The organism is Peribacillus sp. NPDC094092 (assembly GCF_050279365.1).
In the GTDB taxonomy this organism is placed as follows: domain Bacteria; phylum Bacillota; class Bacilli; order Bacillales; family DSM-1321; genus Peribacillus.
This window is the reverse complement of the sequence record NZ_JBNNUC010000007.1, coordinates 1-25,556: the sequence shown is the minus strand read 5'-3', so window position 1 is coordinate 25,556 and position 25,556 is coordinate 1. Positions and strand designations below refer to the sequence as shown.

General features: G+C 37.8%; 17 protein-coding genes, 1 rRNA gene and 1 pseudogene. 7 read left to right on the top strand and 12 right to left on the bottom strand.

What is annotated here, in order from left to right; all coding sequences use genetic code 11:
• Positions 1-38: 38 nt before the first annotated feature.
• Complete coding sequence (locus ACQKNS_RS23925; RefSeq protein WP_427645754.1) at positions 39-911, bottom strand: Cof-type HAD-IIB family hydrolase; 873 nt, start codon at positions 909-911, stop codon at positions 39-41.
• A 1,474-nt stretch (positions 912-2,385) separates the two neighbouring features.
• On the opposite strand from ACQKNS_RS23925, the gene ACQKNS_RS23920 reads away from it, so the two are divergent.
• Both ACQKNS_RS23920 and ACQKNS_RS23915 read left to right on the top strand, forming a co-directional pair.
• Positions 2,386-3,657 carry an MFS transporter gene (locus ACQKNS_RS23920; RefSeq protein WP_427645753.1) on the top strand — a complete coding sequence of 424 codons (1,272 nt, stop codon included), beginning with the start codon at positions 2,386-2,388 and terminating at the stop codon, positions 3,655-3,657.
• 26 nt (positions 3,658-3,683) lie between these two features.
• The gene (locus ACQKNS_RS23915) at positions 3,684-5,105 is read left to right on the top strand and encodes a M20 family metallopeptidase (RefSeq protein ID WP_427645752.1); all 1,422 of its coding nucleotides are present in this window, start codon (positions 3,684-3,686) and stop codon (positions 5,103-5,105) included.
• Positions 5,106-5,254: 149 nt separating this feature from the next.
• Here the strand turns inward: ACQKNS_RS23915 and ACQKNS_RS23910 are convergent, their stop codons facing one another.
• A complete protein-coding gene (locus ACQKNS_RS23910) occupies positions 5,255-6,547 on the bottom strand; it encodes an ArsR family transcriptional regulator (RefSeq protein ID WP_427645751.1) in 1,293 nt (430 codons plus the stop codon).
• Between the two features lie 1,516 nt (positions 6,548-8,063).
• On the opposite strand from ACQKNS_RS23910, the gene ACQKNS_RS23905 reads away from it, so the two are divergent.
• On the top strand, positions 8,064-9,461 hold the full coding sequence (locus tag ACQKNS_RS23905; protein WP_427645750.1) for a purine-cytosine permease family protein: 1,398 nt from the start codon (positions 8,064-8,066) through the stop codon (positions 9,459-9,461).
• A 122-nt stretch (positions 9,462-9,583) separates the two neighbouring features.
• Here the strand turns inward: ACQKNS_RS23905 and ACQKNS_RS23900 are convergent.
• The 6 genes and pseudogenes from ACQKNS_RS23900 to ACQKNS_RS23875 all read right to left on the bottom strand — a co-directional run.
• A pseudogene (locus ACQKNS_RS23900) lies at positions 9,584-9,754 on the bottom strand (DDE-type integrase/transposase/recombinase); the annotation flags it as partial.
• 92 nt (positions 9,755-9,846) lie between these two features.
• Entirely contained in the window at positions 9,847-11,460 is a 1,614-nt protein-coding gene (locus ACQKNS_RS23895; RefSeq protein ID WP_427645749.1) for a helix-turn-helix domain-containing protein, read from the bottom strand.
• A 38-nt stretch (positions 11,461-11,498) separates the two neighbouring features.
• Positions 11,499-13,142, bottom strand: coding sequence for a urocanate hydratase (gene hutU / locus ACQKNS_RS23890; RefSeq protein WP_427645748.1), 1,644 nt, complete (start codon positions 13,140-13,142; stop codon positions 11,499-11,501).
• 92 nt (positions 13,143-13,234) lie between these two features.
• Complete coding sequence (gene hutU, locus ACQKNS_RS23885; RefSeq protein ID WP_427645747.1) at positions 13,235-14,905, bottom strand: urocanate hydratase; 1,671 nt, start codon at positions 14,903-14,905, stop codon at positions 13,235-13,237.
• Positions 14,906-14,940: 35 nt separating this feature from the next.
• Complete coding sequence (locus ACQKNS_RS23880) at positions 14,941-16,080, bottom strand: acyl-CoA dehydrogenase family protein (protein WP_427645746.1); 1,140 nt, start codon at positions 16,078-16,080, stop codon at positions 14,941-14,943.
• Positions 16,081-16,114: 34 nt separating this feature from the next.
• Positions 16,115-17,269, bottom strand: coding sequence for a CaiB/BaiF CoA transferase family protein (locus ACQKNS_RS23875; RefSeq protein ID WP_427645745.1), 1,155 nt, complete (start codon positions 17,267-17,269; stop codon positions 16,115-16,117).
• 621 nt (positions 17,270-17,890) lie between these two features.
• Between ACQKNS_RS23875 and ACQKNS_RS23870 the strand changes: the two genes are divergently transcribed.
• The 3 genes from ACQKNS_RS23870 (at position 17,891) to ACQKNS_RS23860 (ending at position 21,924) form a co-directional block, all read left to right on the top strand.
• Positions 17,891-18,646: an electron transfer flavoprotein subunit beta/FixA family protein gene (locus tag ACQKNS_RS23870; RefSeq protein ID WP_427645744.1), complete on the top strand. Its 756-nt coding sequence runs from the start codon at positions 17,891-17,893 to the stop codon at positions 18,644-18,646.
• A gap of 35 nt (positions 18,647-18,681) precedes the next feature.
• A complete protein-coding gene (locus ACQKNS_RS23865) occupies positions 18,682-19,671 on the top strand; it encodes an electron transfer flavoprotein subunit alpha/FixB family protein (protein ID WP_427645743.1) in 990 nt (329 codons plus the stop codon).
• A gap of 114 nt (positions 19,672-19,785) precedes the next feature.
• Positions 19,786-21,924, top strand: coding sequence for a heterodisulfide reductase-related iron-sulfur binding cluster (locus tag ACQKNS_RS23860; protein WP_427645742.1), 2,139 nt, complete (start codon positions 19,786-19,788; stop codon positions 21,922-21,924).
• A gap of 302 nt (positions 21,925-22,226) precedes the next feature.
• Here ACQKNS_RS23860 and ACQKNS_RS23855 read toward each other — a convergent pair whose 3' ends face one another.
• Together ACQKNS_RS23855 and ACQKNS_RS23850 are read right to left on the bottom strand one after the other, a co-directional pair.
• A complete protein-coding gene (locus ACQKNS_RS23855; protein WP_427645741.1) occupies positions 22,227-22,382 on the bottom strand; it encodes a DUF3967 domain-containing protein in 156 nt (51 codons plus the stop codon).
• Between the two features lie 358 nt (positions 22,383-22,740).
• Positions 22,741-23,088: an HYR domain-containing protein gene (locus ACQKNS_RS23850; protein WP_427645740.1), complete on the bottom strand. Its 348-nt coding sequence runs from the start codon at positions 23,086-23,088 to the stop codon at positions 22,741-22,743.
• A gap of 505 nt (positions 23,089-23,593) precedes the next feature.
• Between ACQKNS_RS23850 and ACQKNS_RS23845 the strand changes: the two genes are divergently transcribed.
• Positions 23,594-23,833, top strand: a complete 240-nt coding sequence (locus ACQKNS_RS23845; protein ID WP_427645739.1) for a hypothetical protein — start codon at positions 23,594-23,596, stop codon at positions 23,831-23,833.
• 615 nt (positions 23,834-24,448) lie between these two features.
• Here ACQKNS_RS23845 and ACQKNS_RS23840 read toward each other — a convergent pair.
• Positions 24,449-25,300: a tyrosine-type recombinase/integrase gene (locus ACQKNS_RS23840; RefSeq protein WP_427645738.1), complete on the bottom strand. Its 852-nt coding sequence runs from the start codon at positions 25,298-25,300 to the stop codon at positions 24,449-24,451.
• Between the two features lie 161 nt (positions 25,301-25,461).
• A 5S ribosomal RNA gene (gene rrf / locus ACQKNS_RS23835) occupies positions 25,462-25,556 on the bottom strand; the annotation flags it as partial.

The following is a 25,556-nucleotide window of genomic DNA, read 5'->3' as shown; positions in this document are numbered from 1 at the left end:
CCATGCCATTTTATTGCCCGCTACTTCGGCATTGACACTTATTTTTGAACCTCGAAGTTCTCCATATATCGATAAATCGCATAAGCTACCCCGTTCTCATCATTTTTCAGGGTTGACGTTGTACAAACAGCTTTTATGGCATCTTTCGCATTTCCCATCGCTACGCTGTATCCAACTTTCTGGAACATGGATAAATCATTGTTGCTGTCCCCGATTGCCATAGCCTGATCTAAGGAGCCATTCATCAAAAAAGCCAATTTTTCAAGGGCCATTCCTTTTGAAGCTCTTTTACTAGTAATTTCAATGTTGTGATCAGCAGATGAAACAACCATCAACTCATCAAACTGTTCGAATTGGTTCCATGCTTCCTCTAATTTCTTTTTATCAAAAGAACATGCTAATACGTTATAGAATTCTTCCTCTTGTTTTAAGATATCATGATAGTTTTCAACTAAAACATATCCAAACTGATCAAATTGCCTTTCCGCTACTTCAACTAATTCTTTCATATCTGTATTCAAATCTGCACTTTTCAAACTTTTAATCTCATTATGGAAATGTTCTCTTCCCTTCTTAAGCGTATAAATGGCTTTATCAGTAAACACTTCGTAATAATAATTCCGTTCATCTAGCCATTGGAGAATAGATTCGACACAATCTTTAGTTATCGTAATAGAAGAAATGCACTTTCCGCTTTTGGAATGAGTGGTTGCACCATTTGTCCCGATTACAAATGGGGAAATCCCGGCTTTTTCACAAATTGTTTGAACGTCAAAATAAGCCCGTCCTGTTGAAATAACTACTTCAAAGCCTCTATCTTGGGCATATTGAATCGCCTTTATATTTTCTTCACTAATTTCATTCTGGTCGTTTAATAATGTTCCGTCTAAATCTATCGCAATGAAACTCATGCTATATAGCCCCTTTTCTCATTCAATCTATTAAATTCTCTTTCTAGCTTAGATACCTGCTCTCAATAAAAATCCAATTTTAATGTGGAATGTTTAATGTTCATTACTGTTTATTACGGTTTCATCATAATCATTCAACGTAAATCCCACATTAATCCAATGTTAAGATTTTGTAAATCAGGTCTTAATTTGTCCAATTCACCTGCTCTTTATTTCATTATTAACTAGAAAAAAGCCTCAACAGCTGACCCTAAAGAGGGGAAAGTAAAGGCAAATCTATTAAAGATAAAGTGAAAAGTTTTTTAATCAACATATCACTCTTTTCAGTTCGTCATTAAACAAAGCTCCTGGTTAGGTAAATTGCTATGATTGGAGGTATTTGTTTAACGATTTACAAACTTAAATAGACGATGCCTGGTTAAAGCATCGTTAAGACCTAAAAATACTACTTCTCAGATATTGCCTTTCCCCCTATTTCTTTATCATCAAAATGAATACGGGCAGGTTTATTTGACCATATGATAAAAAAGAACGATAAAACTTGTAACTCCAATAAACAATGTAAGAAATCCAAGATTACGAAAATCAAGAACTTCAATTTCTACAGAACTTTGACCATTACCACTTCCAAAATACAAATCGCTGTACACTAATGAGAAAGTTCAATTTGCACTAGATGGTCTTTTCTCTAAAAAACAAAAGATTTCAAACTCTTAATCTGTCGCCGATTTGTCGCTGAACACCGGCGACAACCTTCCTAATTGGTCCTACTCAAACCATAAGCCGTCAGGAAGTACCCTTAGCATAAAAGAGTTACACAAGAACATCCGTTCGTTCCAGGGATTACTGGCATCGTTGAGGTCAGAGGTTCGAGCCTATTCTCCATAATAATATTTCACCCAAAAACCTTGATAGCTCAAGTTTTTTTTTTATAGACCTCTTCACAGAGTGATATCCCTACATTAATGCTTGCAGCATATGTAATCATATGGGATTTTCAACAGATTCCCTATTTCAATCTGCCCTCATCTTATCAAAACGGTCATCTCTTTCGTTCATCTAAAGCAACCTATACCATGCGGTTTGAATTCCTGCGAATAAGCGAGTATTCGTGAGCATTATCTATTAAACTGGTACCCATAACGCCTAATGTCGGTGCAGCATATACAACTTCAGGTATTAGCTGCTTATTCTCCTGTTCTCCATACTCTATTCCTTTTATCCATAGTCAACTAATTGGACCCATTGATTAATTCATATTTATCATCGGGTCATTTACGTTTTTGCTAAATTATCTTTGAATCACTAAAAACAGATCAAAGAAATATTAAATAAATTAGTAATTTGTTTATTGCGAAACGTTCGAAATAAATATATAATTACGGACAGGACCTTTATTATCCGTAAATAAATAAGAGTATAATTCGACTTATCATCAACTGAATTATCTCAATATTAAAAAAAGGGGGCAATCATGGAGAATGTACAGATGAGCAATGGTAAACGTCATTTCATTTTTTCGTTGCTATTTCTTGGATGGATTGTTGATTCATTAACGTTGTTTGGTATGAATGTAGCCATCATACCTATTAGTGAAGAATTGCACTTATCGCAAACGCAGAGTGGTATGGTAATTAGTAGCTTCTGGTTAAGTAGTGCGTGTATGACACTTATTGCAGGGTGGTTTGCAGACAAGTTTGGTTCGAGAAAAGTTATTGTAATAGCAGTATTCATCATATCTCTATTTTCATTGTTAACAGGTATGGTTGGGTCATTTATAGCAATTTTAGCTATTCGATTGATTCTTGGATTAGGTGATGGGGGATTGCCCACAGGGAGCAGTGTTGCTATTACGGAAATTTACAAAAGAGAAGTTCGTGCAAGAGTGAAGTCAATGTTACTTGCAGCTCAGTTAATTGGTGGGGTGCTCGCTTTATATATTTCTGGGTTAATCGCAGACACTTGGGGCTGGCGAACCATGTTTTACCTTATTGGTGGGGTCGGTCTTGTCGTAACACTGTTATTAGTTAAATATTACCATCCACCGAAGGTTGTTAAAACAACACAAGATGGTAAAATCCATCCTAAAATCCCGATGAAAGACTTATATAAAAGTAAGCTACTATGGATCCTTGTCATTATGTACTTTTGTTCAAGTATTGTACATTGGGGCTTCTCTTCATGGCTACCGTCTTATTTGGAGCAAACACGTGGTTTAAATTTAAAGACAGTTGGCTCTCTCGCTATGATTCCACAAGCATTTGGATTGTTATCTGCTATTTTAACAGGCTATTTAATTGATAAATCGTTGGCAGGTAAAGAAAAGTTCATCGTATTAATTGGTGCAGTTATATCAGGCATTTTTTTATTTTTAATGTTTAAGGCACCTTCTATTCAATTAGCCATTATCTATCAAAGTATTTTCTCTTTCGGAGATTCAGCGATTGCCATGGCGATTATATCTATTCCGCTTAAATACGTATCGCAAAATGTAATTGGATCATTTATGGGAACGATGTATTTTACTGGAGGATTGGCAGGATTTATTGCCCCAACAGCAATGGGCATACTTATAGATGCATTTGAAGGATCGTTCCAAGCGGCGTTCATCTTCCTGATAGGCGTATTAGTTGTAGTATTAATTTGTACTATATTGTTTAAATTACCGAAAAATAAGACCAGCATTTATGAAAGCGCTTCACTAGAAGTAAAAGCACAAGTCCCATTAATTGTAAAAAAATCATAGTATCATGCTATCTAGGGGTGAAAGAAATGGATTATCGCAATCGATTATCAGAAATAATAGAAGAAAAGCGTGAAAAGCTTATTCAAGTGAGTGATAAAATCTGGAGTTATGCGGAAACAGGATTCGAAGAGTTTAAATCAGTAGAATTATTATGTCAAACGTTAGAAGAAGAAGGATTCACTGTTGAAAAAGGTGTGGGAAATATCGAAACTGCTTTTATTGGTAGTTTCGGAAGCGGAAAACCAATTATTGGATTTTTAGGAGAGTTTGATGCCCTTTCAGGGTTAAGTCAGGCTGGTGGTGTTCCACAATTCAATCCTGAGATAATTGGCGGTAATGGACATGGGTGTGGTCATAACTTACTAGGAACCGGTTCACTAGCTTCAGCATTAGCACTCCGTTACTATATGGAAGAAAACAAAATTAAAGGTACAGTCCGTTATTACGGTTGCCCTGGAGAGGAAATTGGTGGAGGTAAGACGTTCATGGTAAGAGAAGGATTGTTCGATGATGTAGACTTTGCATTATGTTGGCACCCTGGAACACGCAATAACGTTATGTCAATGGCATCCCTCGCTTGTTACGAAGTTTACTTCAAGTTCAAAGGAAAGAGTGCCCATGCAGCAGGCAGTCCGCATTTAGGAAGAAGCGCCCTTGATGCAGTTGAACTCATGAACGTTGGCGTGAATTATTTACGTGAACATATTATTCCAGAAGCAAGAGTACACTATGCGATTACGAATACAGGTGGTTTTTCACCAAATGTCGTCCAAGCAGATGCAGAAGTCTTATATTTTGTAAGAGCTCCTCGTGTCTCACAAACAGAGGAAGTTTACCAACGCGTTTGTGCTATTGCCAAAGGTGCAGCTCTAATGACGGGAACAGAAGTGGAAATAGATTTTGCATCAGCTCTCTCTAACGTAATACCGAATACAACATTAGAAAAAATTATGTATGATAACTTCGTTGCATTAGGTGTGCCTAAACATGATGAAGATGATCTCCAATTTGCAAGAACTATTCGTGAATCGCTTTCAGAAGCTGACAAAAAGTTAGAAGTGCAAATGAATAAAGAATTAGCTGGAAAGACTTTATCGGATGTAATTGACTCATTTATACCTGCAAATGGATCAATGACAGGTTCTACAGATGTTGGGGATGTAAGTTGGGTCGTTCCAACAGTACAATGTATGACAGTTTGTGAAGCACTAGGTACCCCATTCCATACATGGCAATTCGTTGCAACTGGAACAACTTCTATCGCTCATAAAGGAATGCTTCACGCCGGAAAAGTGATGGCGGCAACAGCAGTGGAAGTACTCAATCGCCCAGAGATACTTGAAAAGGCAAAAGCAGAGTTAGTTGAGCTTCGTGATGGTGAAGAATACGTTTCACCATTACCAGCCGAAGTTAAGAAATATAAAGTTCGTATTTTACAAAACACATAATGTAGGAGAATGGAGAGCACAAGTAGTTATGTGCTCTCTTTTGGTTGATATATACCCTCCGTGCCACGCAGACTGTCATCTGGACACAAAATACAAACTGTTGATTGCTAGGTTTATTAATTATCGATTTTTGTAATCTGTTAACTGAGTTAAAAATGTGAAATCTTATATATCTTTCGTGGTCGTCCTCGTGTATGTGGCTTCTCCTCGGCAACAACCTGCGCAAACCCTTTCTCCTCAAGTACTGTTAAAATTCTACGGGCACTCCTTGGAGTAATCTGCATATAGTTTGCAAGCTCATTTGCATTAAGTTCATCACTTGATAATTTCTTTAGAGAAGATTTCAGTTTATTTAATGTTATAACACTAAGTGATGTTTGTTGACTTATCGACTCTAATTGTTCTGATATATAGGAATAAGTAAGTTGCTCCGGCTTTCCTAACGGGCCTGCTATCTTTTTATCATCAAAGCAAACCATCCATGTGCCTTTTCCACATTCTTTCGCGTGTAATAAGGCATTTCCTGCATTAATTTCAGCATCATATACAGTCTGTCCTATCCCGATTCCACAAGTAACTGCTTCTTTACTCGCCTGATCAAAATCATGGATATCTGGAATCTGCCTAAAATTACCCGTTATATCCTGCAAGAGTCCTCTGGTGGTAAAAATAACATAACGTCCCAATCCTGAAGATTTAATCGAACCATGTACTTTTTTTGTATATGAGAGCAACTTTTCCATATACTTAATCTCAATTCTAAAAATCTCATCAGTTGAAAATGTATCCTTTATCAGTCCAACAAAAGAATCAATTTCAATTATCTGTACAGCAATCTGGGTAGACTTAAAATGTAACATTTCATAAGTGCGAAGTATATTGGTTACCACTGCCTCAACGGCCATTGATGATGGAAGAGTACGATAAGCAGGAACACCGAGACGGAGAAGTTCATCATGAATAGGATGGCCAGTGATAGCAGCTTTAGTTTGGCCACTTTTCCAAAGGTCAAAATGATATTGCACTAATCCTTCTAAAGAAATCATTTCAGATTCTACAAATCTTGGCTTATTTTTTATCCCTGCCTCCTGTAAGGCTTGTTCCCATGTAGAGACATCGCTTGAATCAAAACTGATTTCATCAACCTCGATTTTTTGTTCATATAGTACTTTCAAAACAGTTTTGTACAGAGTAGAACCTGTATATTTTACGTGAAATACAGGGGCTTCAATCCTTTTCCAGTCCTGTACTATTTTATAAGTGATTGGACCCGAACAAAGCCACATATCGACTTCTTCTAAAATAGGTGATACCTTCTTAATTAAGTCCTCTTCTGATAGACACTCAATGGGTATACAAATGATTTCCGGATATTTAATTATAACGGACTGGATAATTTCAAAGGAGTCTGCTACACCTAACAGTCCTAGACGAATTTTCAAGAATGCCCCTCCCTTTTCATGTTAAACCCTAAGTTGCTTTTGAAATTCAATTTCCAATTCTTTATTCTAATTTAATTATATCAAAAGTATATAGCAGAAAAACCTCTTTTAAAGCTTCCCCTTATCTAATGTACTAACCCTATTCATCCTCTCAGGTAAATTAAAATAAGTAAAGCTAATACAGGCATAACGTATGCTACGTGAGGGTGAAGTTTATCTAAGTCCACACTAGATTAATCGAAATTGCATAGAACTTCAAAATTGTTAGTATCCAAGAGTAAAACTCATAGTGAATGATGACAGTTTAGGAATTTGAAAAATCTACTAGAGTTTCAACTGATACTATATATCGGGAACTCAAAAGTGCAAACCTTGTAAAGGTCTGCTCTTGATGTTTTGTTAATCTTTCACATCCGTCCAATAAGGATCAGGTATCAAAATGACAATCAGCTTAAGCAGTAGATGCAGGTGACTTATTGTCTACTCTGGCATCAATAAGTATAATGTTAACTGCTTCCTTTAATCCTAGGTCCCCAAATACTTAACTTTAGTCAGTTGCTAGTCAGAGAAGTACAGGATCACTTTATCGATTTTTTCGTTTCATTCGCTTTTTCATAGATGCCGAACTGGTTATCCGGTAACTTATATTAATCAAACGATTGATTAATATATAGAAGAAATTGGTCAAAGATTATATTATTTTTTGTTTGTGTTTGAAATAAATTGGTGTTTCTAAGAATTTCTGTGATGAAATAATTTCGAATTCGATGATTAACAAGCTAATGTTTATGGAGGAATATTTTTTGATTTGCAGACTTTAAAGCCGTTTTGCGAAAGGAATAATTTGGTGTGCTACTTTCATTTGAAGACGGCTCACCAGCTGGATTAATGGAATTTATGAAAAGACCACAAAGAACTATTTGCGGAATATAAGAAGTACATTCGGTCAGAATCAAACGACTTTATTTACTTATATCGAAAATTAAAGGGATTGTAAAATAACGTAATCTGACCACAAAAGGATATTTACGAATTCCATCATTCGAGGGGTGGCCGTCATAATAAAATCGCTGAAAGTTATCTTTAGCGATTTTTTAATTTTTCTTAAGAACTTCATTTTAAAGGGACATCCAATTAATCTTATTTTACTCCTGTCCTTACTAGAACAGGGGGATGATGTTTGAAGTTTTAAAATTAAAATACTTTATTGTCACTTTACAAAAAGTGAGGTTTTTTTAGAACTGTTTTCCGTCCGAGATTTAAAGACTTCACAAACGTAAAAAGTATACAAATTAATAAAAAAAACCACTTATTTTATCAAAAATATATTGTTATATTTAAACAAATTCCAGATTATCTAAAGATTATAAAGGAAAAGGGGGGGTTAGAATAATAAAAACCGACAAGAGCATAAAATGTAAACGGTTTCGATTGAGAATTAAATTTATTGTGATATTTGTTAACCAGGTTGTTTAATTTGATGGATAGCAATTAGGTCTAAAGGGGGGAAATATGTATGAAGATTGAAAAACGAACCACTGAATTTGTTCCTGAAGAAGAGAGGCATGGTAATGTTCGGAATTTGTTTTCAATATGGTTTAGCTCAAACATGCAAATTACAACGCTTGTTACTGGTGCTTTAGCAATTGAGTTCGGCTTAAATCTGTTTTGGAGTATTGTAGCGATTATTATAGGGAATTTAGTTGGGGCTGTTTTTATGGCTTCTCATTCAGCACAGGGACCAAAGTTAGGGATTCCACAGATGATTCAAAGTCGCGCACAATTTGGGGTAATTGGTGCGGTCATTCCACTTATTATCGTAATTCTTATGTATATTGGCTTTTTTGCTGGTAGTAGTGTACTGGGGGCTCAGGCGATCAGTAGTGCGTTCTCTCTTCCTCTCAATTGGGGAATTATATTACTAAGTACGATAACCTGTGCTATAACTCTTTTCGGTCATGATTTCATTCATAGAATGGAGCGATATTTTGCAATCATATTTGCGATTGTATTTGTTTTTGTCACAGTGGAAGTTTTTCGCCTCCAATTGCCCTCCGGTAGTTGGGATCCTACCCATTTTGAACTGGCTCCATTTTTACTAACTATAAGTATTGTTGCAACATGGCAGTTGACCTATGCTCCGTATGTAGCTGATTATTCAAGATATCTTCCTAGCGATACCCCTCCTTCAAAAACTTTTGGTTATACCTATGCAGGAACGGTTGTAGGCACTGTTTGGATGATGACTTTAGGAGTTATTTTAACGGCTGCTATCCCAAAATTTCTGGACAACTCTAGCGCTGGTCTTGTTAAACTTCTTGGTCCCCAATTTGCTATTGTTATGTATATGGTCATTATTCTAGGAGTCGTGGGAGTTAACGTGCTTAACCTGTATGGTGCATTTATGTCGGTCACTACAACTTTGGAGACATTTACTCAAATAAGAGCAACGTCTAAAGCACGTTTTTGGTTAGTATTTTCCACTGCCATAGTGGGTACTTTTTTAGCGGTATGGGGACATGGGAATTTTCTCGAGAACTTCGAGAATCTTATTTTACTACTGTCTTATTTTATGGTTCCTTGGACAGCAATTAATTTGATAGATTACTATCTATTGCGTCATGGAGAATATAGTATACAGGATATTTTCGATTTGAATGGACAGTATGGAAAATTTAATTGGATTGCAATTATGTCTTACTTAATAGCAGTCATAGTTGAAATCCCCTTTGTGAATACTACAATCTTTGTTGGCCCCATTGCTAAGGCATTAAATGGGACGGATTTGGCTTGGATTGTGGGATTGATCATACCTTCCATACTGTATTATTATCCAATGAAAAAGAAAATCAACTTATCCTTCTATAATCAAGTACCAGAAGAAGAAAAGTCATTTCTCGAATTTAGAGAATGACAGAGCGGGAAAAGGAAATAATCAAGTTATCGGTATCGTCTTTTATGCTGTGAGAACAAATATGGTGAATTAGTTTAACCTGACTTCGGGCAGACTTTTCTCCTTGGAAAGTCTGTCCTTTTTTATCCATGTACATACTTCATTACGCGCATACTACGCTTCTTAAAGAATGACAAAAAGCCAAGGCTCTTTTGAAAAGCACCTGGCTGATTTTTGTTTCTATTCCTGCTCAGATAAATATCAATGGTACTTCCTTCGGAATCCAAAAATTGATAGAGGTACATCCATTGTCCTCTGGTTTTTACTTATGTATTATCCACTGTCCAAGAATCATTGGTTTCTTTCGACAAGAGAAAATATTTTTTAAAAAATATGCGTTTTTATCTCAGCCCCGCTTTGTAATTAACACAGAATTTCTAAATTGGCTTGGTGTCATTCCCGTAATTGATTTAAATACTCTACTAAAATAACGAGGAGTACTATAACCAACATCTTCTGCTATTTTGTAAATAGTGTAATCTAGGTCCATCAAAAGGGATTTAGCTTTATCAATACGTAAATGAGTGAGATACTCGATAAAAGAAAGGCCTGTTGTTTCTTTAAAAACCGTACTAAAATAGTTAGCGCTTAAATATACATGCTGAGCGACTTTTTCTAGGCTGATATCTTCAGTATAGTGTAAATTAATATAAGTCAAAGCTTTTTGAATAGATTTCAACATTTGTTCGTTATGGTTAGTGAGAACCTGTTCAAGATAACAATCTACTACCTCTTCAATCCATTGACTTATCTGTTCAATTGTTTCTGTTTTCAATAATTCTTTAGCGTATTCTAACTGGATAGGTACAACATCTTTTGGACTAGCTCCTCCATCAATTGCTGATCGAGACAATATAGATAATATGTCCAAAATTTGAAATTTGAATGTTTTTGGATTCATATTCTTCTGTGAAGAAACTCCTTTGATTATCTCGTTCCAAATTTCTTTCACACCTTCAACATCGCCCATTGTCAATTTACTTGCCATGATCTTAATTTCATCTCGTGGTAAAAAACTTGTTTCATGGTTGAACGTTTCTACATCGTGTATATGAATAACTGAATCTTTTCCTAAAAAAAGTTTATACGATTGTGCATGTAACCCCTCTTGATAGGAGAGATGTAAATTTCTTGCATCTTCATAATAACTTCCAATTCCTATCGAGACTGAATAACCAGCCGTTTGCTTAATGAGTTGCTTAATTTTTTGAGCATGAGATAACGCCAACTGCTTATACTCTAAGGAGTCATTCTGCACAGGAAGCGCTAGTAAAACAGCTATTTTTTCAGGACCGATAATAATCGATAGCATTTCTTTTATAAAATTATATTGTTTTATAGATTCGATGATTTCATTTCGAATTGATTGTTCCCATAAATTGCTTTTATCTTTTACTAATCTATGAAAGTCATCTATACAAACTACCATAGCAATGTTGGGTACTACTGATAAACCTGCAATTCGACTTTGATCCCATATTCTTTTAGCGTTTTTTACATTTCCAAATATTAAGTCATAAGCTAAACTTACTTTTATGGAAGAACGATAATGATGGTCTTCTTTTTGTAAATCGGGCAAAACAGATGGCTGTTGTTTTAATCTATTAAATTCAATAATCGTGCTATATAAACATTTTTCGCTTAACGGCTTTTTCAAACAATCGAATGCACCGTTTTTTAAAAAAAATCTCATTTCATCGTTTGTAAAGTGCTCTTTCATTAAGATATATCTATTTTGTAGCTGTTGGGACTGTAAATATTTAATGACAACCGGATATTCAACATTATCTATTTGATCAGCGTCAATCAAAATTAATGCACCCTTGCTATAACATCGCTGTAATTCTTCAAATGATGAAATAGATTCAATAGATACCTGAAAGTAATAGTCTTTTTTTATTTGTTTTAATTTTTCAACAGTACTTTCATTTCTGAAGACGAAAAAATCGATACTTTCCATTACTAACACCACCTTTCACTTTTAAAAAATCTTTAAGATTATAAAGGTTTTTTCAGACCCATGTTATTTAACATATTATTTGCTTTCTCATAACCTGCATCCGCATGTCTAATGATATTTAAACCTGGATCAACTATCAGTAAATTACTTAGTTTTTTTGCAGCATCCACACTACCATCAGCAACTGCGGTCATTCCTGAATGAATTGAATTTCCAATCCCTACCCCACCACCATGTTGAATCGATACCAATGATGCCCCTGAACTCGCGTTTAATAGGGCATTCAATATTGGCCAATCGGCAACAGCATCACTGCCATCAAGCAGCCCTTCTGTTTCTCTAGTAGGTGCTGCCATCGTGCTTCCTTCAGAATGATCTCTCGTAATCGCAACTGGAGCTGATAATTCCCCACTCGCAACCATACTATTAATTATATTTCCGATTTGCTTTCTTTCATTATAATTAAGCCAGCATGTTCGAGCGGGAAGTCCGTAAAAATATATTTTCTCTTGAACAAATCGAATCCAGCGGCAAACTCTAGCATCGTTTTTAAATTCTGATAAAAGAACTTCATCAATTTTATAAATATCACTTGGATCGCCTGATAAAGCAATCCAACGACAGGGACCTCTTCCTTCACAGTACAATGGACGTAAATACTCTGACACAAATCCTGGAAAAGAAAAAGCTGCATGATAACCTATTTTATTTGCCTGTCCTCGAATATTATTTCCATAATCAAAAACAATTGCTCCTCTATCTTTTAAAATAACCATAGAGTTTATATGAGCAACAAGTGATGCTCTAGCCATTTCAAGATATTTTTCTTGTTTTTTCGTACGTAAAAATTTTGCTTGTTCTAAAGTTACACCACTCGGAATATATCCATTAAGCAAATCATGGACAGCTGTTTGATCTGTAACAATATCTGGCGTAAATCTACACTCTACAGCTTCGCAAAATACATCTGCAGCATTCCCGACTAATGCAATCGCTAATGGCTTTTGTTGATCGGCTGCTTCTTTCGCTAATCGAATTGCTTCACCAAGTGTACTTACTTTTATATCGCAATAATTATTTACTAACCGTTTATTTATTTTCAATTCGTCTACTTCCACAACGATACACACTCCGCCGTTCATTGTAACAGAGAGCGGTTGAGCAGATCCCATTCCACCTAATCCTGATGTTAGAACGATTTTCCCTTTTAAAGAACCGTCAAAAAAACAATTGGAAATCTCACTCATCGTTTCAAATGTAGCCTGAAGAACACCTTGTACTCCAATATATGCCCAGGAGGCAGCAGTTGCCTGTCCATACATTGTTAATCCTTTTTTTTCAAGGAGAGAAAAGTCCTTATCATTCGCCCATTCTGGGACCACCATAGAGGTTGCAGATACTACTCTTGGTGAATATGGAAAAGTCCGGAAAACACCAACTGGCTTTCCGGATTGAATTAATAGTGTTTGATCGGGCTCAAGTTTTCTTAATTCATTTATAATAGCTTCCATAGATTGATGATTTCTTGCAGCCTTCCCTCTTCCACCGTATACGATCAATTCCTGACTATTCTCAGCCACTCTCGGATCCAGACTATTTAAAAATAAGCGAAGTAATGCTTCTGTTTCCCAGTTTTTACACGATATTTCATTGCCAACAGGCGAATAGATAGTTTGCAGCATTTTGAGTTCTTCCTTTCCTTGTACGGAGCTTCATTTACACTTCAGCAAGTGAATGAAACTCCGATTTTCATACTTCATCTTGGAAAATTTTCTTATGGTCGTGGCATTGGAATCGTTACGCCTTTTTTATTAGCAACTTTTATTGCTTTTTCATAACCTGCATCTGCGTGTCGAATGACTCCCATCCCTGGATCTGATACAAGCACGCGCTCAATTCGCTGACTAGCTTCTTTTGAACCATCTGCAACTAGCACTTGTCCGGCATGAAGTGAATATCCCATCCCAACACCCCCGCCTTGATGAATACTAATCCAACCAGCTCCCCCACAAGTATTAACAAGTGCGTTCAAAATTGGCCAATCAGCTATTGCATCACTTCCATCTTTCATAGCTTCTGTTTCACGATTAGGTGATGCAACTGAACCACAGTCTAAATGATCTCTCCCAAATACGACTGGAGCACTAATCTCGCCACTAGCTACCAATTCGTTTATTTTCAATGCAAATCTATGTCGGTCTCCATAACCTAACCAGCAAATTCTTGAAGGTAACCCTTGCCACTTCACCATTTTTTGTGCCATGTCAATCCAATTGATAAGTGCCTCATCTTCTTTAAACATTTCTTTCACTACTTGGTCAGTTTTGTAAATATCTTCTGGATCTCCTGATAATGCAACCCAACGGAATGGGCCTTTCCCCTCGCAAAAGAGAGGTCTAAGATAAGCGGGAACAAATCCAGGGAAATCATAAGCATTTTCTATGCCCATTTTTTTAGCGTACGCACGAATATTGTTACCGTAATCAAATGTTTCAGAACCAGCTGACTGAAAATCAAGCATCGCCTGAACATGAATAGCCATAGATTCCATTGCCCGCTGCTCATACTCTTTTGGATTTTCTTGACGTAGCTTTAATGCTTCTTCATATGACATGCCATGAGGAACATAACCATTAATTGGATCATGTGCGCTCGTTTGATCAGTTACAATATCAGGAACAATCCCTCTCTTCAAAATCTCCGGATAGATATCAACACAGTTACCTACCAAACCTATTGAGGCAGGTTCACCTTTATCTGTAAACTCTTTTACTTTACTAAGTGCTTCATCTAGTTCTTCACAAATATAGTCGCAATATCCTTCTTTTATTTTTCTTTCAATTCGTTGACGATCAACTTCTACAACGAGTATTACTGCTTTCGCCATCTTTCCTGCTAGTGGTTGAGCCCCACTCATTCCACCCATTCCACCAGTCAATATAAACTTTCCTGTTAAATCTGACGTGCCAAAAACTTTTTTTCCTGCTTCTACAAAACTTAAATAAGTTCCTTGTAAAATCCCCTGTGCGCCGATATAAATCCAGCTTCCTGCTGTCATTTGACCATACATCATTAAATCTTTCTTTTCTAGTTCATAAAAGTGATCCCAAGTTGCCCAAGCAGGAACTAAATTTGAATTAGCAATAAGGACTCTAGGTGATTGAGGATGCGTTTTAAATACTCCGACAGGTTTACCGGATTGCACAAGCAAAGTTTCATCATTTTCTAAATTCTTTAATGATTCAATAATCGCTTCATAGCACTCCCAATTGCGTGCAGCTTTTCCGATCCCCCCATAAACGACCAGTTCATCTGGATTTTCAGCTACTTCAGGATCCAAATTGTTCATCAACATCCGCATTGCTGCTTCTTGAATCCACCCTTTGCATGTCAATACGTTTCCTTTTGGTGCTCTAATTACTTTTTTATCTTTATTTTTGATCATATTTATTTTCCTTCCATTCTAATATTCTCAATTATTTATTTAAATAATTGATGTGCAATAACCATTTTTTGCACTTGTGATGTTCCTTCAAAGATCTCTAATATTCTTTGATCTCGATATAGACGTTCAACTGGATATTCTTTCATGTATCCGTAACCACCATGAATTTGTACTGCTTTATGAACAATGCGATTAGAGGCTTCAGCGGTAAATAATTTTGCAATAGCAGCTTCTTTAGATAGTCTATATTCCTTTTTATCTTTTAAACTGGCAGCGTAATAGGTATATAAACGTCCAATTTCAAGTTCTGCTGACATTTCAGCCATCATCCATTGCAATCCCTGATATTCGGAAATTAGTTTGTTAAACGCGACTCGCTCTTTTGAATAACCAATCGCCTGATCCAACGCTGCCTGAGCTAAGCCAACTGCCATTGCTGCTATCCCAATCCTTCCACGATCGACAACTGACATAGCGATTTTAAATCCTTCTCCCTCATGACCAACTAGATTTTCTTTTGGGATTCGGCAGTTCTCAAAGATTACTTCATGCGTCCTTGCACCTCTGATTCCCATCTTGTCGTCACCCGCTCCATATGTTAATCCTGGAGTTCCTTTTTCTACGATAAAGGCACTAATTCCTTTAGCTCCCTTTTCAAGATCCGTCTTTGCATAAACAACAAGTGTGTCAGCATATGCACCATTCGTAATGAAAATCTTTGAACCATTTATTATATAATCATCACCGACAAGTTTAGCTTTGGTTTTCATTGATGCTACATCTGTACCCCCATTAGGTTCAGTTAGGCAAAAAGCGAACAATTTTTCACCCTTGCATCCAGGCACTAAATATTTTTTTCTTTGCTCCTTATTTGAAGCAAGATAAAGTCCATCAATTCCTAAGTAATGTGCTGTTAATATTGAACCTGTAGCTGCACAGCTGTAAGTGATTTCTTCAACAGCAATCGCTTCTGCAATGGCATCTGCTCCGACTCCCCCATCCTCTTCGGGGTAAGCAATTCCCATCAATCCTAATTCTGCTAGCTTTGGAATATGTTCTGTAGGAAATCGGTTCTCCTCATCTATTTCAGCTGCTTTAGGCTGAAGAACCTCTTTGCTAAAATCACGCACCATTTTACGAATGCTTAACTGTTCTTCCGAATATTCAAAGTTCATTTTTTTATCCTCCCTATTGATCTCTTCTCTTAAACTATTTAATTTTTTCTATATTAAGTGTCTTTAATATTTCTACTGTATGTTCTCCTAAACTAGGACTCGGGTGCTTTATCAATGGAGGTGTTTTCGACAATTTGACCGGATTTCCCGGCACTCTCGTTTTCCCGGCAATTGGATGCTCCAATTCAATTAACATCTCCCTTGTTTCAGTATGTTCACTTTCACAAATCTCATCTATATTTAAAATTGGTGAACTCGGAACTCCACCGTGGTTAATCAGCTCAACCGCTTCTTGCACAGTGTATTCTTGTAGCCAAAATTCAATAATTTTCTTTAATTCAGCTTCATTATTATTTCTTTGAATATCAGTAATAAATCGAGGATCTTTCCCTAGTTCTGGACGATCCATTACTGCACATAGCCGGAGAAATAATGAATCATTAGCAACTGCTATCACAATATACCCATCACTTGCCACGTAAATGTCAAAAGGTGCACTAATCGGATGCTTGCTGCCTATTCGTTGAGGGACAGTTCCTTCAGACGTATATCGCATAACATTACTTTCAAGTAATGCAAAAATAGAATCAACCATTGCAACGTCAATATATTGACCTTCTCCTGTACGTTCAAGATGGAATAGTGCAACCATTATTCCATAAGCTGCATATAAAGCTGCGCTCATGTCGCCAAGCGAAGCTCCAGCACGAGTAGGCTGTTGATTGGGATGACCGGTTATGCTGGCTAATCCCCCCATTGCTTGCGCAACTAAATCATAAGCAGGCCGCTGGCTATATGGTCCGTACTGGCCGAATCCAGATATTGAAGCGTAAATAATACGAGGATTGATTTTTTGTAAACAATCATAATCCAGTCCTAATTTTTTCATTACTCCCGGTCTAAAGTTTTCAATAACTACATCAGCTTCTTTTACTAATTCTTTTACAATGTTAATTGACTCCTGCTGTTTCAGGTCTAGTGCGATACTTTTTTTGCCTCTATTAAGATACATAAAGTAACCGCTTTCATTGTTTTGGAATGGACCAAATCCCCTCGTGTCATCTCCTGTATCAGGCTTTTCAATTTTAATAACCTCTGCCCCCATGTCCGCTAACATCATAGTACAATAGGGGCCTGCTAATACTCTAGTAAAATCGAGAACTTTTACTTTGGCAAGTGGCTGTTTCATATGGTCTCCCCCTTAATGTTTTAATTGTGTGACTCAATGTTATAAATTCATTTTCGTCGGTTTACCATTTCATAACAAGAGAGATATTTTACTCTTTAGTGCACTATTTTACGATTATCCAAAAAATAATGCACATTATGATTAAGGAGTATTTTTTTTTATGATATGGTTCACTTTTATTGGTTTTAATCGTTTTTCTATCGATATTTTTTTTAGCTCACCTAAAATGATTGATATATAGTTCTTGGTGACAGAAAACGCCAATTTGAATTACTAAAAATGAAGGGGGTGCACGCTATTCCTATAAACAAGGAATTACCGAGGTAGTGTAAAAACTTTGTTTGAATTAGAACAAAAATTTTGTCTATTTAACAAATGACTTGGATGTGCTAAACATTGCTTTATGCACGTAGGAGTGTCAGCCACAACTCCATGAGAAATGCTTAGTGATGACTCTTGAAGCTGTCAACTTGCAAGGCAGTATGCTGTGGCAAAATCAATGGTTATCGTATGTTAAGATCCACTACGAGTCGATGAGTACAGCAATCTATCAAAATAAATTGGTTCCATACGTTAATAAATATTTTTGACTAGGATCCATAAAGTTTAGGAGGATGTTAAATGAACATTTTCGTGACAATCAAGCGAACATTTGATACAGAAGAGAAAATTGTAGTTATCGGCAATGAAATTGACGATAGAGGCGTTGAGTTTGTGATAAATCCATACGATGAATATGCAGTGGAGGAAGCAATTCTCCTCCGTGAAAAGCATGGCGGCTCAGTGACAGTTGTGACCGTCGGTGATGAGGAATCTGAAAAAGAACTACGCACAGCGCTGGCAATGGGCGCAGATAAAGCGGTCTTAATTGAAAAGGAAGATATTGAAGAATCTGACCAAGCTACCACAGCTCTGCTACTCGCAGCCTTTTTACAAGATCAACCGTATGATCTTATTATCGGAGGAAATGTATCGATCGATAACGGCTCAGGTCAGATTGGACCAAGAGTGGCAGAACTGTTAAACATTCCACAGGTCACAACGATAACGAACATTGACATTATAGATGAAAAAGCGACAATTGTCCGTGACGTTGAGGGGGATGAAGAAACCGTGGAAGTATCTTTACCAATACTTGTAACTGCACAGCAAGGATTAAACGAACCTCGCTATCCATCATTGCCGGGCATTATGAAAGCGAAGAAAAAACCACTCGAAAAAATCAGTTTTGAAGAGCTGGATGTGGATGAAGAGGATATACAGGCGAAAACGAAAGCGATTACTATTTTCCTGCCGCCAGCTAAAGAATCAGGGATACGCCTCAAAGGAAATCCTGAACAGCAAGTAAAAGAACTTGTAAGATTGCTAACAAAATGAAAGAAAAAATGATTTAACAAGTCGGGAGGAAGAACATGTCAAACAAAATACTCGTAGTCAGTGAAATGAAAGATAGACATTTAAGAAACGTTTCTTTTGAAGTTATTGCAGCTGGCAAAGAAGCAGCGAATGGAGGAAAAGTGGTCAGCGTCCTGCTTGGAGAAAATATAGATGATGAAGCTCAACAGTTACTTCATCATGGCGCGGATCGGGTCATCACAGTTCAACACCCAGATTTAAAAAACTATACGACTGATGCGTATCAACAAGCACTAGTCCAAGTAATTGAGTCTGAACAGCCGGATGGCATTATTATGGGTCACACGTCGATCGGAAAAGACTTGTCTCCCCGCATTGCGGTCAAGCTGGGAATTGGATTAATTTCGGATGTTGTCAAAATTGAAAAGGAAGACAATAAACCCATTTTCACAAGATCTATTTATTCTGGAAAAGCATTTGAGAAAAGAATTATCAAAGATGGACTATTTTTTGTGACTATACGCCCAAACAATATTGCACCACTTGAGACTGATGATTCAAGAACGGGAGAAACAATTTCTTTTGAAGCAGAGATTAAAGGTCTACGTACGATCATTAAGGACGTGGTCCGCAAAGCTACAGGCGGAGTTGATTTATCAGAAGCAAAAGTTGTCATAGCTGGCGGTCGCGGTGTAAAAAGTAAAGAGGGTTTTAATGGATTGAAGGAACTTGCAGATGTACTCGGAGGAGCTGTAGGTGCTTCACGAGGTGCGTGTGATGCCGACTACTGTGACTACTCCCTTCAAATTGGTCAGACGGGAAAAGTGGTAACACCTGACATGTACTTTGCGATTGGAATTTCCGGAGCTATTCAGCATTTAGCAGGCATGTCCAACTCGAAAGTCATTATTGCAATCAATAAAGATCCAGAAGCACCGATTTTCGATGTAGCTGACTATGGTATTGTGGGAGATTTGTTTGAAATTGTGCCTATGTTAACAGAAGAACTGAAAAATGAACTGAATATTACAGCGTCAGTAAATTAATTATTTTAAAAACAAAGAAGGCAGAGAAGAAGCTGCCTTCTGTTTATTTATCTACAGCCCTGATTCAATGTATTGATTTAATTTTTTCATCAGAAAGGGGAGTGCATATATAATATGAACGGATTGCTCTGGCTTAATTTAATTGCAACCATTTTTGTAATGGCTTACGCAGGTTATTTGTTTGTATATTTGCTAAAAACACGTTACGTGTACATAAAACTCGGCAAAAAAGAAGTATTCGAAGAGAGAAAAGACGAACGTTTCCGCAAAATTATGGTCAACGTTTTTGGTCAAAAAAAATTATTAAAAGATAAAAAAAGCGGCGCAATCCATGTCATGTTTTTCTATGGCTTTTTGCTCGTTCAACTTGGCGCGATTGATTTTATTATCAAGGGGATTGTGCCGGGGCTGTATCTGCAGTTCGGGCTGCTGTACGAATCGTTTAAGTTTTTCCAGGAACTTGTGACCTTAATGATTCTCGTTGCGGTCGTGTGGGCGTATTATCGCCGCTACATAGAAAAACTTGTCCGGCTGAAACGCGGATGGAAAAGCGGGTTGGTCTTGATTTTTATCGGCTCTTTAATGTTATCAGTGCTTGTCGGCAACGGCATGGACCTGATCTGGCATGAAGAAAACGTACATTTCTCCTGGATGGAACCGGTGGCGTCCTCGATTGCCATTGTGTTTGCAGGACTTGCAACACCGATTGTCGTTACGCTGTTTTATATCATGTGGTGGATTCACCTTTTTACCTTATTGGCATTCCTTGTGTATGTGCCGCAATCGAAGCATGCGCATTTAATTGCAGGACCGATAAATACGTATTTCCACCGACTTGACCGCGCTGGTACACTACGCAAAGTGGATTTTGAAGATGAAACACAGGAATCATTCGGCGTCGGAAAAGTGCAGGACTTCACGCAGACACAGATGATTGACTTTTATGCATGTGTCGAGTGTGGACGTTGCACCAATATGTGTCCGGCAACAGGTACCGGTAAAATGCTGTCGCCAATGGATTTAATCGTCAAACTGCGGGATCACCTGACGATGACTGGCGCAGCCGTAACCCATAAGCAGCCGTGGGTGCCGGCATTTGCTTTTGCCGACACTAAAGGTAACCAGATCGCGAAAGCTGCCGGAGCAGAAGTTATGACAGTGGAACAGATATATAGCCCGTCGATGATCGGTGACGTCATCACGGAAGAAGAAATCTGGGCTTGTACGACATGCCGCAACTGTGAAGACCAGTGTCCAGTCATGAACGAGCACGTTGACAAAATCATCGACATGCGCCGTTACCTTGTGCTGACAGAAGGAAAGATGAACCCGGATGCGCAGCGCGCGATGCAGAATATCGAGCGCCAGGGTAATCCGTGGGGTTTGAACCGGAAAGACAAAGAAAACTGGCGCGAGCTTCGGGGTGATGTATTGATCCCGACGATCAAAGAAGTGATAAAGTTGGGGGAAGAACCGGAGTATTTACTCTGGGTCGGATCAATGGGGGCGTTTGATAGCCGTAGCCAGAAAATTGCGCTGTCGTTTGCAAAGCTGTTAAATGAAGCCGGTGTCTCCTTCGCAATTCTCGGCAATAAAGAGAAAAACTCGGGTGATACGGCCCGCCGTCTCGGCAATGAGTTTCTGTTTCAGGACCTTGTCACGGCGAACATTGCGGAATTCGAGAAAAACGAAATCAAAAAAATCGTTACGATCGACCCGCATGCGTACAATATTTTCAAAAATGAATACCCGGACTTCGGATTTACTGCTGAAGTGTATCATCACACCGAACTTCTTAATCAGCTCGTCAATGAAGGGCGCCTGAAGCCGCAATATGAAGTAAACGAAACGATTACATTCCATGACTCGTGCTACCTCGGTCGTTACAACGACGTGTATAATCCGCCGCGTGAAATTCTAAAATCCATTCCTGGTGTCACGCTCGTCGAAATGAAACGGAACCGTCAGGACGGCATGTGCTGTGGTGCAGGTGGTGGCTTGATGTGGATGGAAGAAGACACTGGCCAACGCATCAACGTCGCACGTACCGAGCAGGCACTGGCCGTGAATCCGTCGGTCATCAGTTCCGGCTGTCCGTACTGCCTGACGATGCTGTCAGACGGTACGAAAGCGAAAGAAGTAGAAGACTCCGTAGCGACATACGATGTGGCGGAACTCCTGGAAAAAGCGATTTTTGACACGAAAACAAGTTCAACCATTTCCGTAGGTTCTGGTGCGAAAATAATGCACTAAAGCCATAGTGTCGTAATACCCTGTTAACTTTGGGATTAAGCAGCTACTACGAACAACTTATAAATGGATCTTATGGCTTTGCTTGACCAAGTGATCGCTTGGAGTGGCGCATTAAAAAATTTACGATAAAACCATTACAATTATAGGTAAATGAAATGAAGGGCGTATAATCATTTATCCCCCTTTTTTGAGTACTAGGCAGTAAAATCAAGTATTCAAAAAAAATATACGTTTCCCTTCCAACTACTAGGAAAGGTGTACAATATGTGATTGAGTAGCTACTTACATAGCTACTCTTTTTGTTATTTCCAAAATCGCCACCACTTTTTTTGTTGAGTAGCTGCAATTTCTTTTTTAGTTTCTTGTAGTTCTCTTATGGACTCTATTAGTTTCGGATCTCGTTCTTCTAGTTTGTTTTCTACATCAGCAATATGTAATATGTTTTCGCAATTCCGCAATAAAATCTTGCTGTAGATTCAGCAAGATTTTATTGTTTTGCGATCTGCGCCATAGTTAATAATTGTTTTTCCAATTTGAAACCCTCCTAATCTAGGAAATGGAACATAACATTATATTAACTTTCTACAGTAGTTCTGCAATAACCTATCATCTAATGGGAAATTAGAAATAAAAAGTACCTTGATCAAGACTGGATCTAGGCACTCTTTTTTTAACAAACTACCAAAAGTTATCAAAGCAGTGTTTTTTCTTCTTACAACAATCATTGTGTTTCTTATGATCACATTTGTTATGATGAAGATATGTGGTATCTTTAAAAGGTTTACAATGTGAAATAGGATTAAAAGGGTTTATTTTTTATACTGTTACTGTAAACGAACAATGAGCGCTTATATTCCCAGCAGCATCCGTGGCTCTACATGTCACCGTAGTTGCTCCAACAGGAAAGAACAATCCAGAAGGTAGGGAACAAACAGATGTTGCTCCAGGACAGCTGTCATTTACAGTTGAAGGTGGATAGTTCACTATCGCCCCACAAACACCAGGGTCATTATACTGAGTGATGTTACCTGAACAGATGATGGTTGGGGGTTGAGTATCAGGCGTAAAGGTAATTTCAACAATTCCATTACCTGAACGAACAGCACTTTGGTTAACTTGATTGATCCCAGTATTGAACGAAGAACCAACTCCACCAGGACCCACTCCGCCTTGGGCTCCATTATCACCAGAATGTATCCGAATTTACGAACATCCATTTTTACCCCTCTTTCTATTTCTTTCTACTATTCTGCAAAAAACGTTCGTAAAAGTTTATGTAAAACAAAGAACGTTCGTAAAGTATTTTTCAACTTAAACGAACGTTGAAATAAGATGGTTTTTGCTCGTATTTCCAAATGAAACCCTTGACATTGTAAGCGCTTTCTTTTATGATGATAGTAGGTTGGATGGCATGCGTGGCCGTCATAGTATCTGGCGTAGGTGGGGCCAATACCCGGAACAGTACATAGAATAAATTCCCTATTATATGCAACAGCTAGCTTCTTCCGAATAGGAAACAGTGATTCATCAATCATGTTATTCAAATACAAAAAAACTCTGTATTCGGTCAAATTGAGGGTTTCCCTAGCTTGAAAACTCCCCTTAAGATCCCTTATGTTTTTATTACAAATATGTATGCTAGTTTTATTGTAGAATGAGGAGGTGCTTTATGGTGAACAAAAAAAGTTCCCTTTACGATGAATTACCGTTAGAATTATTGGCAGGATTTTATTATGAAATAAATAGGAACATTGAAAAAGGAATCTTGTCTAGTGCTATGTATCATGAAATTAGATTAATGGAACAAACAGCATTAAAAAGGGGTATCTCACTTGAATACTTACATGACAAGGGTGCTTGTTTAATTGAAACCGAGAAACTACTAAGAGAAACAACCCTGCAACCCTAATTAGTAGAATAAGAAGTCCAATGATGTTTTCTAGTCTACCCTAGGTGAGGCCAATACCTGTAACAGTATATAAAATAAATCCCCTTTTATTAACCCTCTTGGCTACCAAAGGGTTGTTTTGGTGCTAACCTACATTTTTTTACTTACGTGGAAACAAGAAGGTCAGAACAAGCAAAAACGACCCTGTACCAGCTTCTTTACGGCTGATGCAAGGGCACTGGCAATAGTTGCTTTCTGATTTAACCTTTAGGTTATTAATACTATGCCACTGGATTGTATTTTTTACTCATTGTTTTTATATTTACTAAGGCAAAAGAATACCCCTGCAACCAACCCTGGGATAAGGTGGGGAGCAGAGGCCATTCATTTTTACAAACTAATTTGAGAAGATCATCTATATGAATATTCCCCAACTAAAGAATCTACAATTCAGGGTATCCAATAAAAAAGCTCTGGGGTTCTGGGAAGGATGAAAAAAGTCAAAAAAGAAAGGAAAGACATAAGGAAAAACTAAGAGAAAGGCTATTTTTCAGCAGCAAGAAATCCCCTGTGCCATTTGAAATTATAATGAAAAGGATTGGGAATACTCCCCGATATACAAGAAGTTTTCCTCCCTTATAAATTATCAAAAGTATTTTCAATGGCTGATTCCAATTCTTCTTTCCCCTCTACTATATAACGTTTGGTCATATTCAAATCTTTATGCCCCATCAATTTTGAAACGGTTTGCAGGTCTATCCCCTTATCGATTAATGTTTGGCAAAACGTATTCCGCAGCATATGGGGAGTCGCATTATATTTAGTCAGCATATATTGCACGGACCTTGGCGTGATGCGCTGGTTCACACTGGATATGAAGATGGCCTCCGTTTCCATACTTAAAAATTCCTTGTAAGCCTTGATCTTTTCACTAGCAGTCATGGAAAGTGGAATCTTCCTGTCTACATCTCCCTTTGAATCCCGGATGAGGATATATTCCCTTTCTCCCTCTTTTTGAATGTCGCTATGGTTCAAATCACAAAGTTCAGACACCCGGATCCCCGTATGAATCATTGTGTAGACAATGGCAATATTCCTGAAATGCCCAGAGGCCTCGATTTCTTTTAGGAGAGCAGCTTGCTCAAGCATGTTCAGGGCTTTTGGCGGATCTTCTTTCTTTTCCTTTGCTTTACGATCGATGTTGAGGACGATTTCGGGTTTATCAAGGAACCTGGAAAACATGGTAATGGCAGAATAATGCTTTTCAATCGTTCCTGCACTCTTGTTTGACTGTTCCATATCGTCTAAATAGGTTTGCACGTGGGATTTTTCAATCTCTACCGCTTCCCCTTTAAACCATTGAAGAAGCTGGGAGATGACTCCCACATAGGTTTTAATCGTACCATCGGATTTATTTTGACCCATTAACCATTCCGCAAAAGAATGAAGAATTTGTTTATTGTCCAGGATTTCTTCTTTACCGGTCATCGAGAAGCCCCCTACCAAAATCATGCTATTTTTAAGCCTTTCCAACGAATAGTGGAAATTATACAAAAAAACCTTAGGATAATCCTAAGGTTTAGAATGCGTAGATAGGATTTGAACCTGTTTATACGGGTTTATGAATCCTAATTGATGTGATAAACATTGCTTGGCGGCGTCCTACTCTCACAGGGGGAAACCCCCAACTACCATCGGCGCTGAAGAGCTTAACTGCCGTGTTCGGAATGGGAACGGGTGTGAC

What these genes read in the sequence shown, in the direction of transcription:
- ACQKNS_RS23905 (WP_427645750.1), top strand. Translation starts at nt 8,064, where the DNA reads ATGAAGATTGAAAAACGAACCACTGAATTTGTTCCTGAAGAAGAGAGG.
- ACQKNS_RS23920 (WP_427645753.1), top strand. Translation starts at nt 2,386, where the DNA reads ATGGAGAATGTACAGATGAGCAATGGTAAACGTCATTTCATTTTTTCG.
- hutU (WP_427645748.1), bottom strand. Translation starts at nt 13,142, where the DNA reads ATGCTGCAAACTATCTATTCGCCTGTTGGCAATGAAATATCGTGTAAA.
- ACQKNS_RS23865 (WP_427645743.1), top strand. Translation starts at nt 18,682, where the DNA reads ATGTCAAACAAAATACTCGTAGTCAGTGAAATGAAAGATAGACATTTA.
- ACQKNS_RS23925 (WP_427645754.1), bottom strand. Translation starts at nt 911, where the DNA reads ATGAGTTTCATTGCGATAGATTTAGACGGAACATTATTAAACGACCAG.
- ACQKNS_RS23895 (WP_427645749.1), bottom strand. Translation starts at nt 11,460, where the DNA reads ATGGAAAGTATCGATTTTTTCGTCTTCAGAAATGAAAGTACTGTTGAA.
- ACQKNS_RS23870 (WP_427645744.1), top strand. Translation starts at nt 17,891, where the DNA reads ATGAACATTTTCGTGACAATCAAGCGAACATTTGATACAGAAGAGAAA.
- ACQKNS_RS23880 (WP_427645746.1), bottom strand. Translation starts at nt 16,080, where the DNA reads ATGAACTTTGAATATTCGGAAGAACAGTTAAGCATTCGTAAAATGGTG.
- ACQKNS_RS23875 (WP_427645745.1), bottom strand. Translation starts at nt 17,269, where the DNA reads ATGAAACAGCCACTTGCCAAAGTAAAAGTTCTCGATTTTACTAGAGTA.
- hutU (WP_427645747.1), bottom strand. Translation starts at nt 14,905, where the DNA reads ATGATCAAAAATAAAGATAAAAAAGTAATTAGAGCACCAAAAGGAAAC.
- ACQKNS_RS23915 (WP_427645752.1), top strand. Translation starts at nt 3,684, where the DNA reads ATGGATTATCGCAATCGATTATCAGAAATAATAGAAGAAAAGCGTGAA.
- ACQKNS_RS23845 (WP_427645739.1), top strand. Translation starts at nt 23,594, where the DNA reads ATGGTGAACAAAAAAAGTTCCCTTTACGATGAATTACCGTTAGAATTA.
- ACQKNS_RS23860 (WP_427645742.1), top strand. Translation starts at nt 19,786, where the DNA reads ATGAACGGATTGCTCTGGCTTAATTTAATTGCAACCATTTTTGTAATG.
- ACQKNS_RS23840 (WP_427645738.1), bottom strand. Translation starts at nt 25,300, where the DNA reads ATGACCGGTAAAGAAGAAATCCTGGACAATAAACAAATTCTTCATTCT.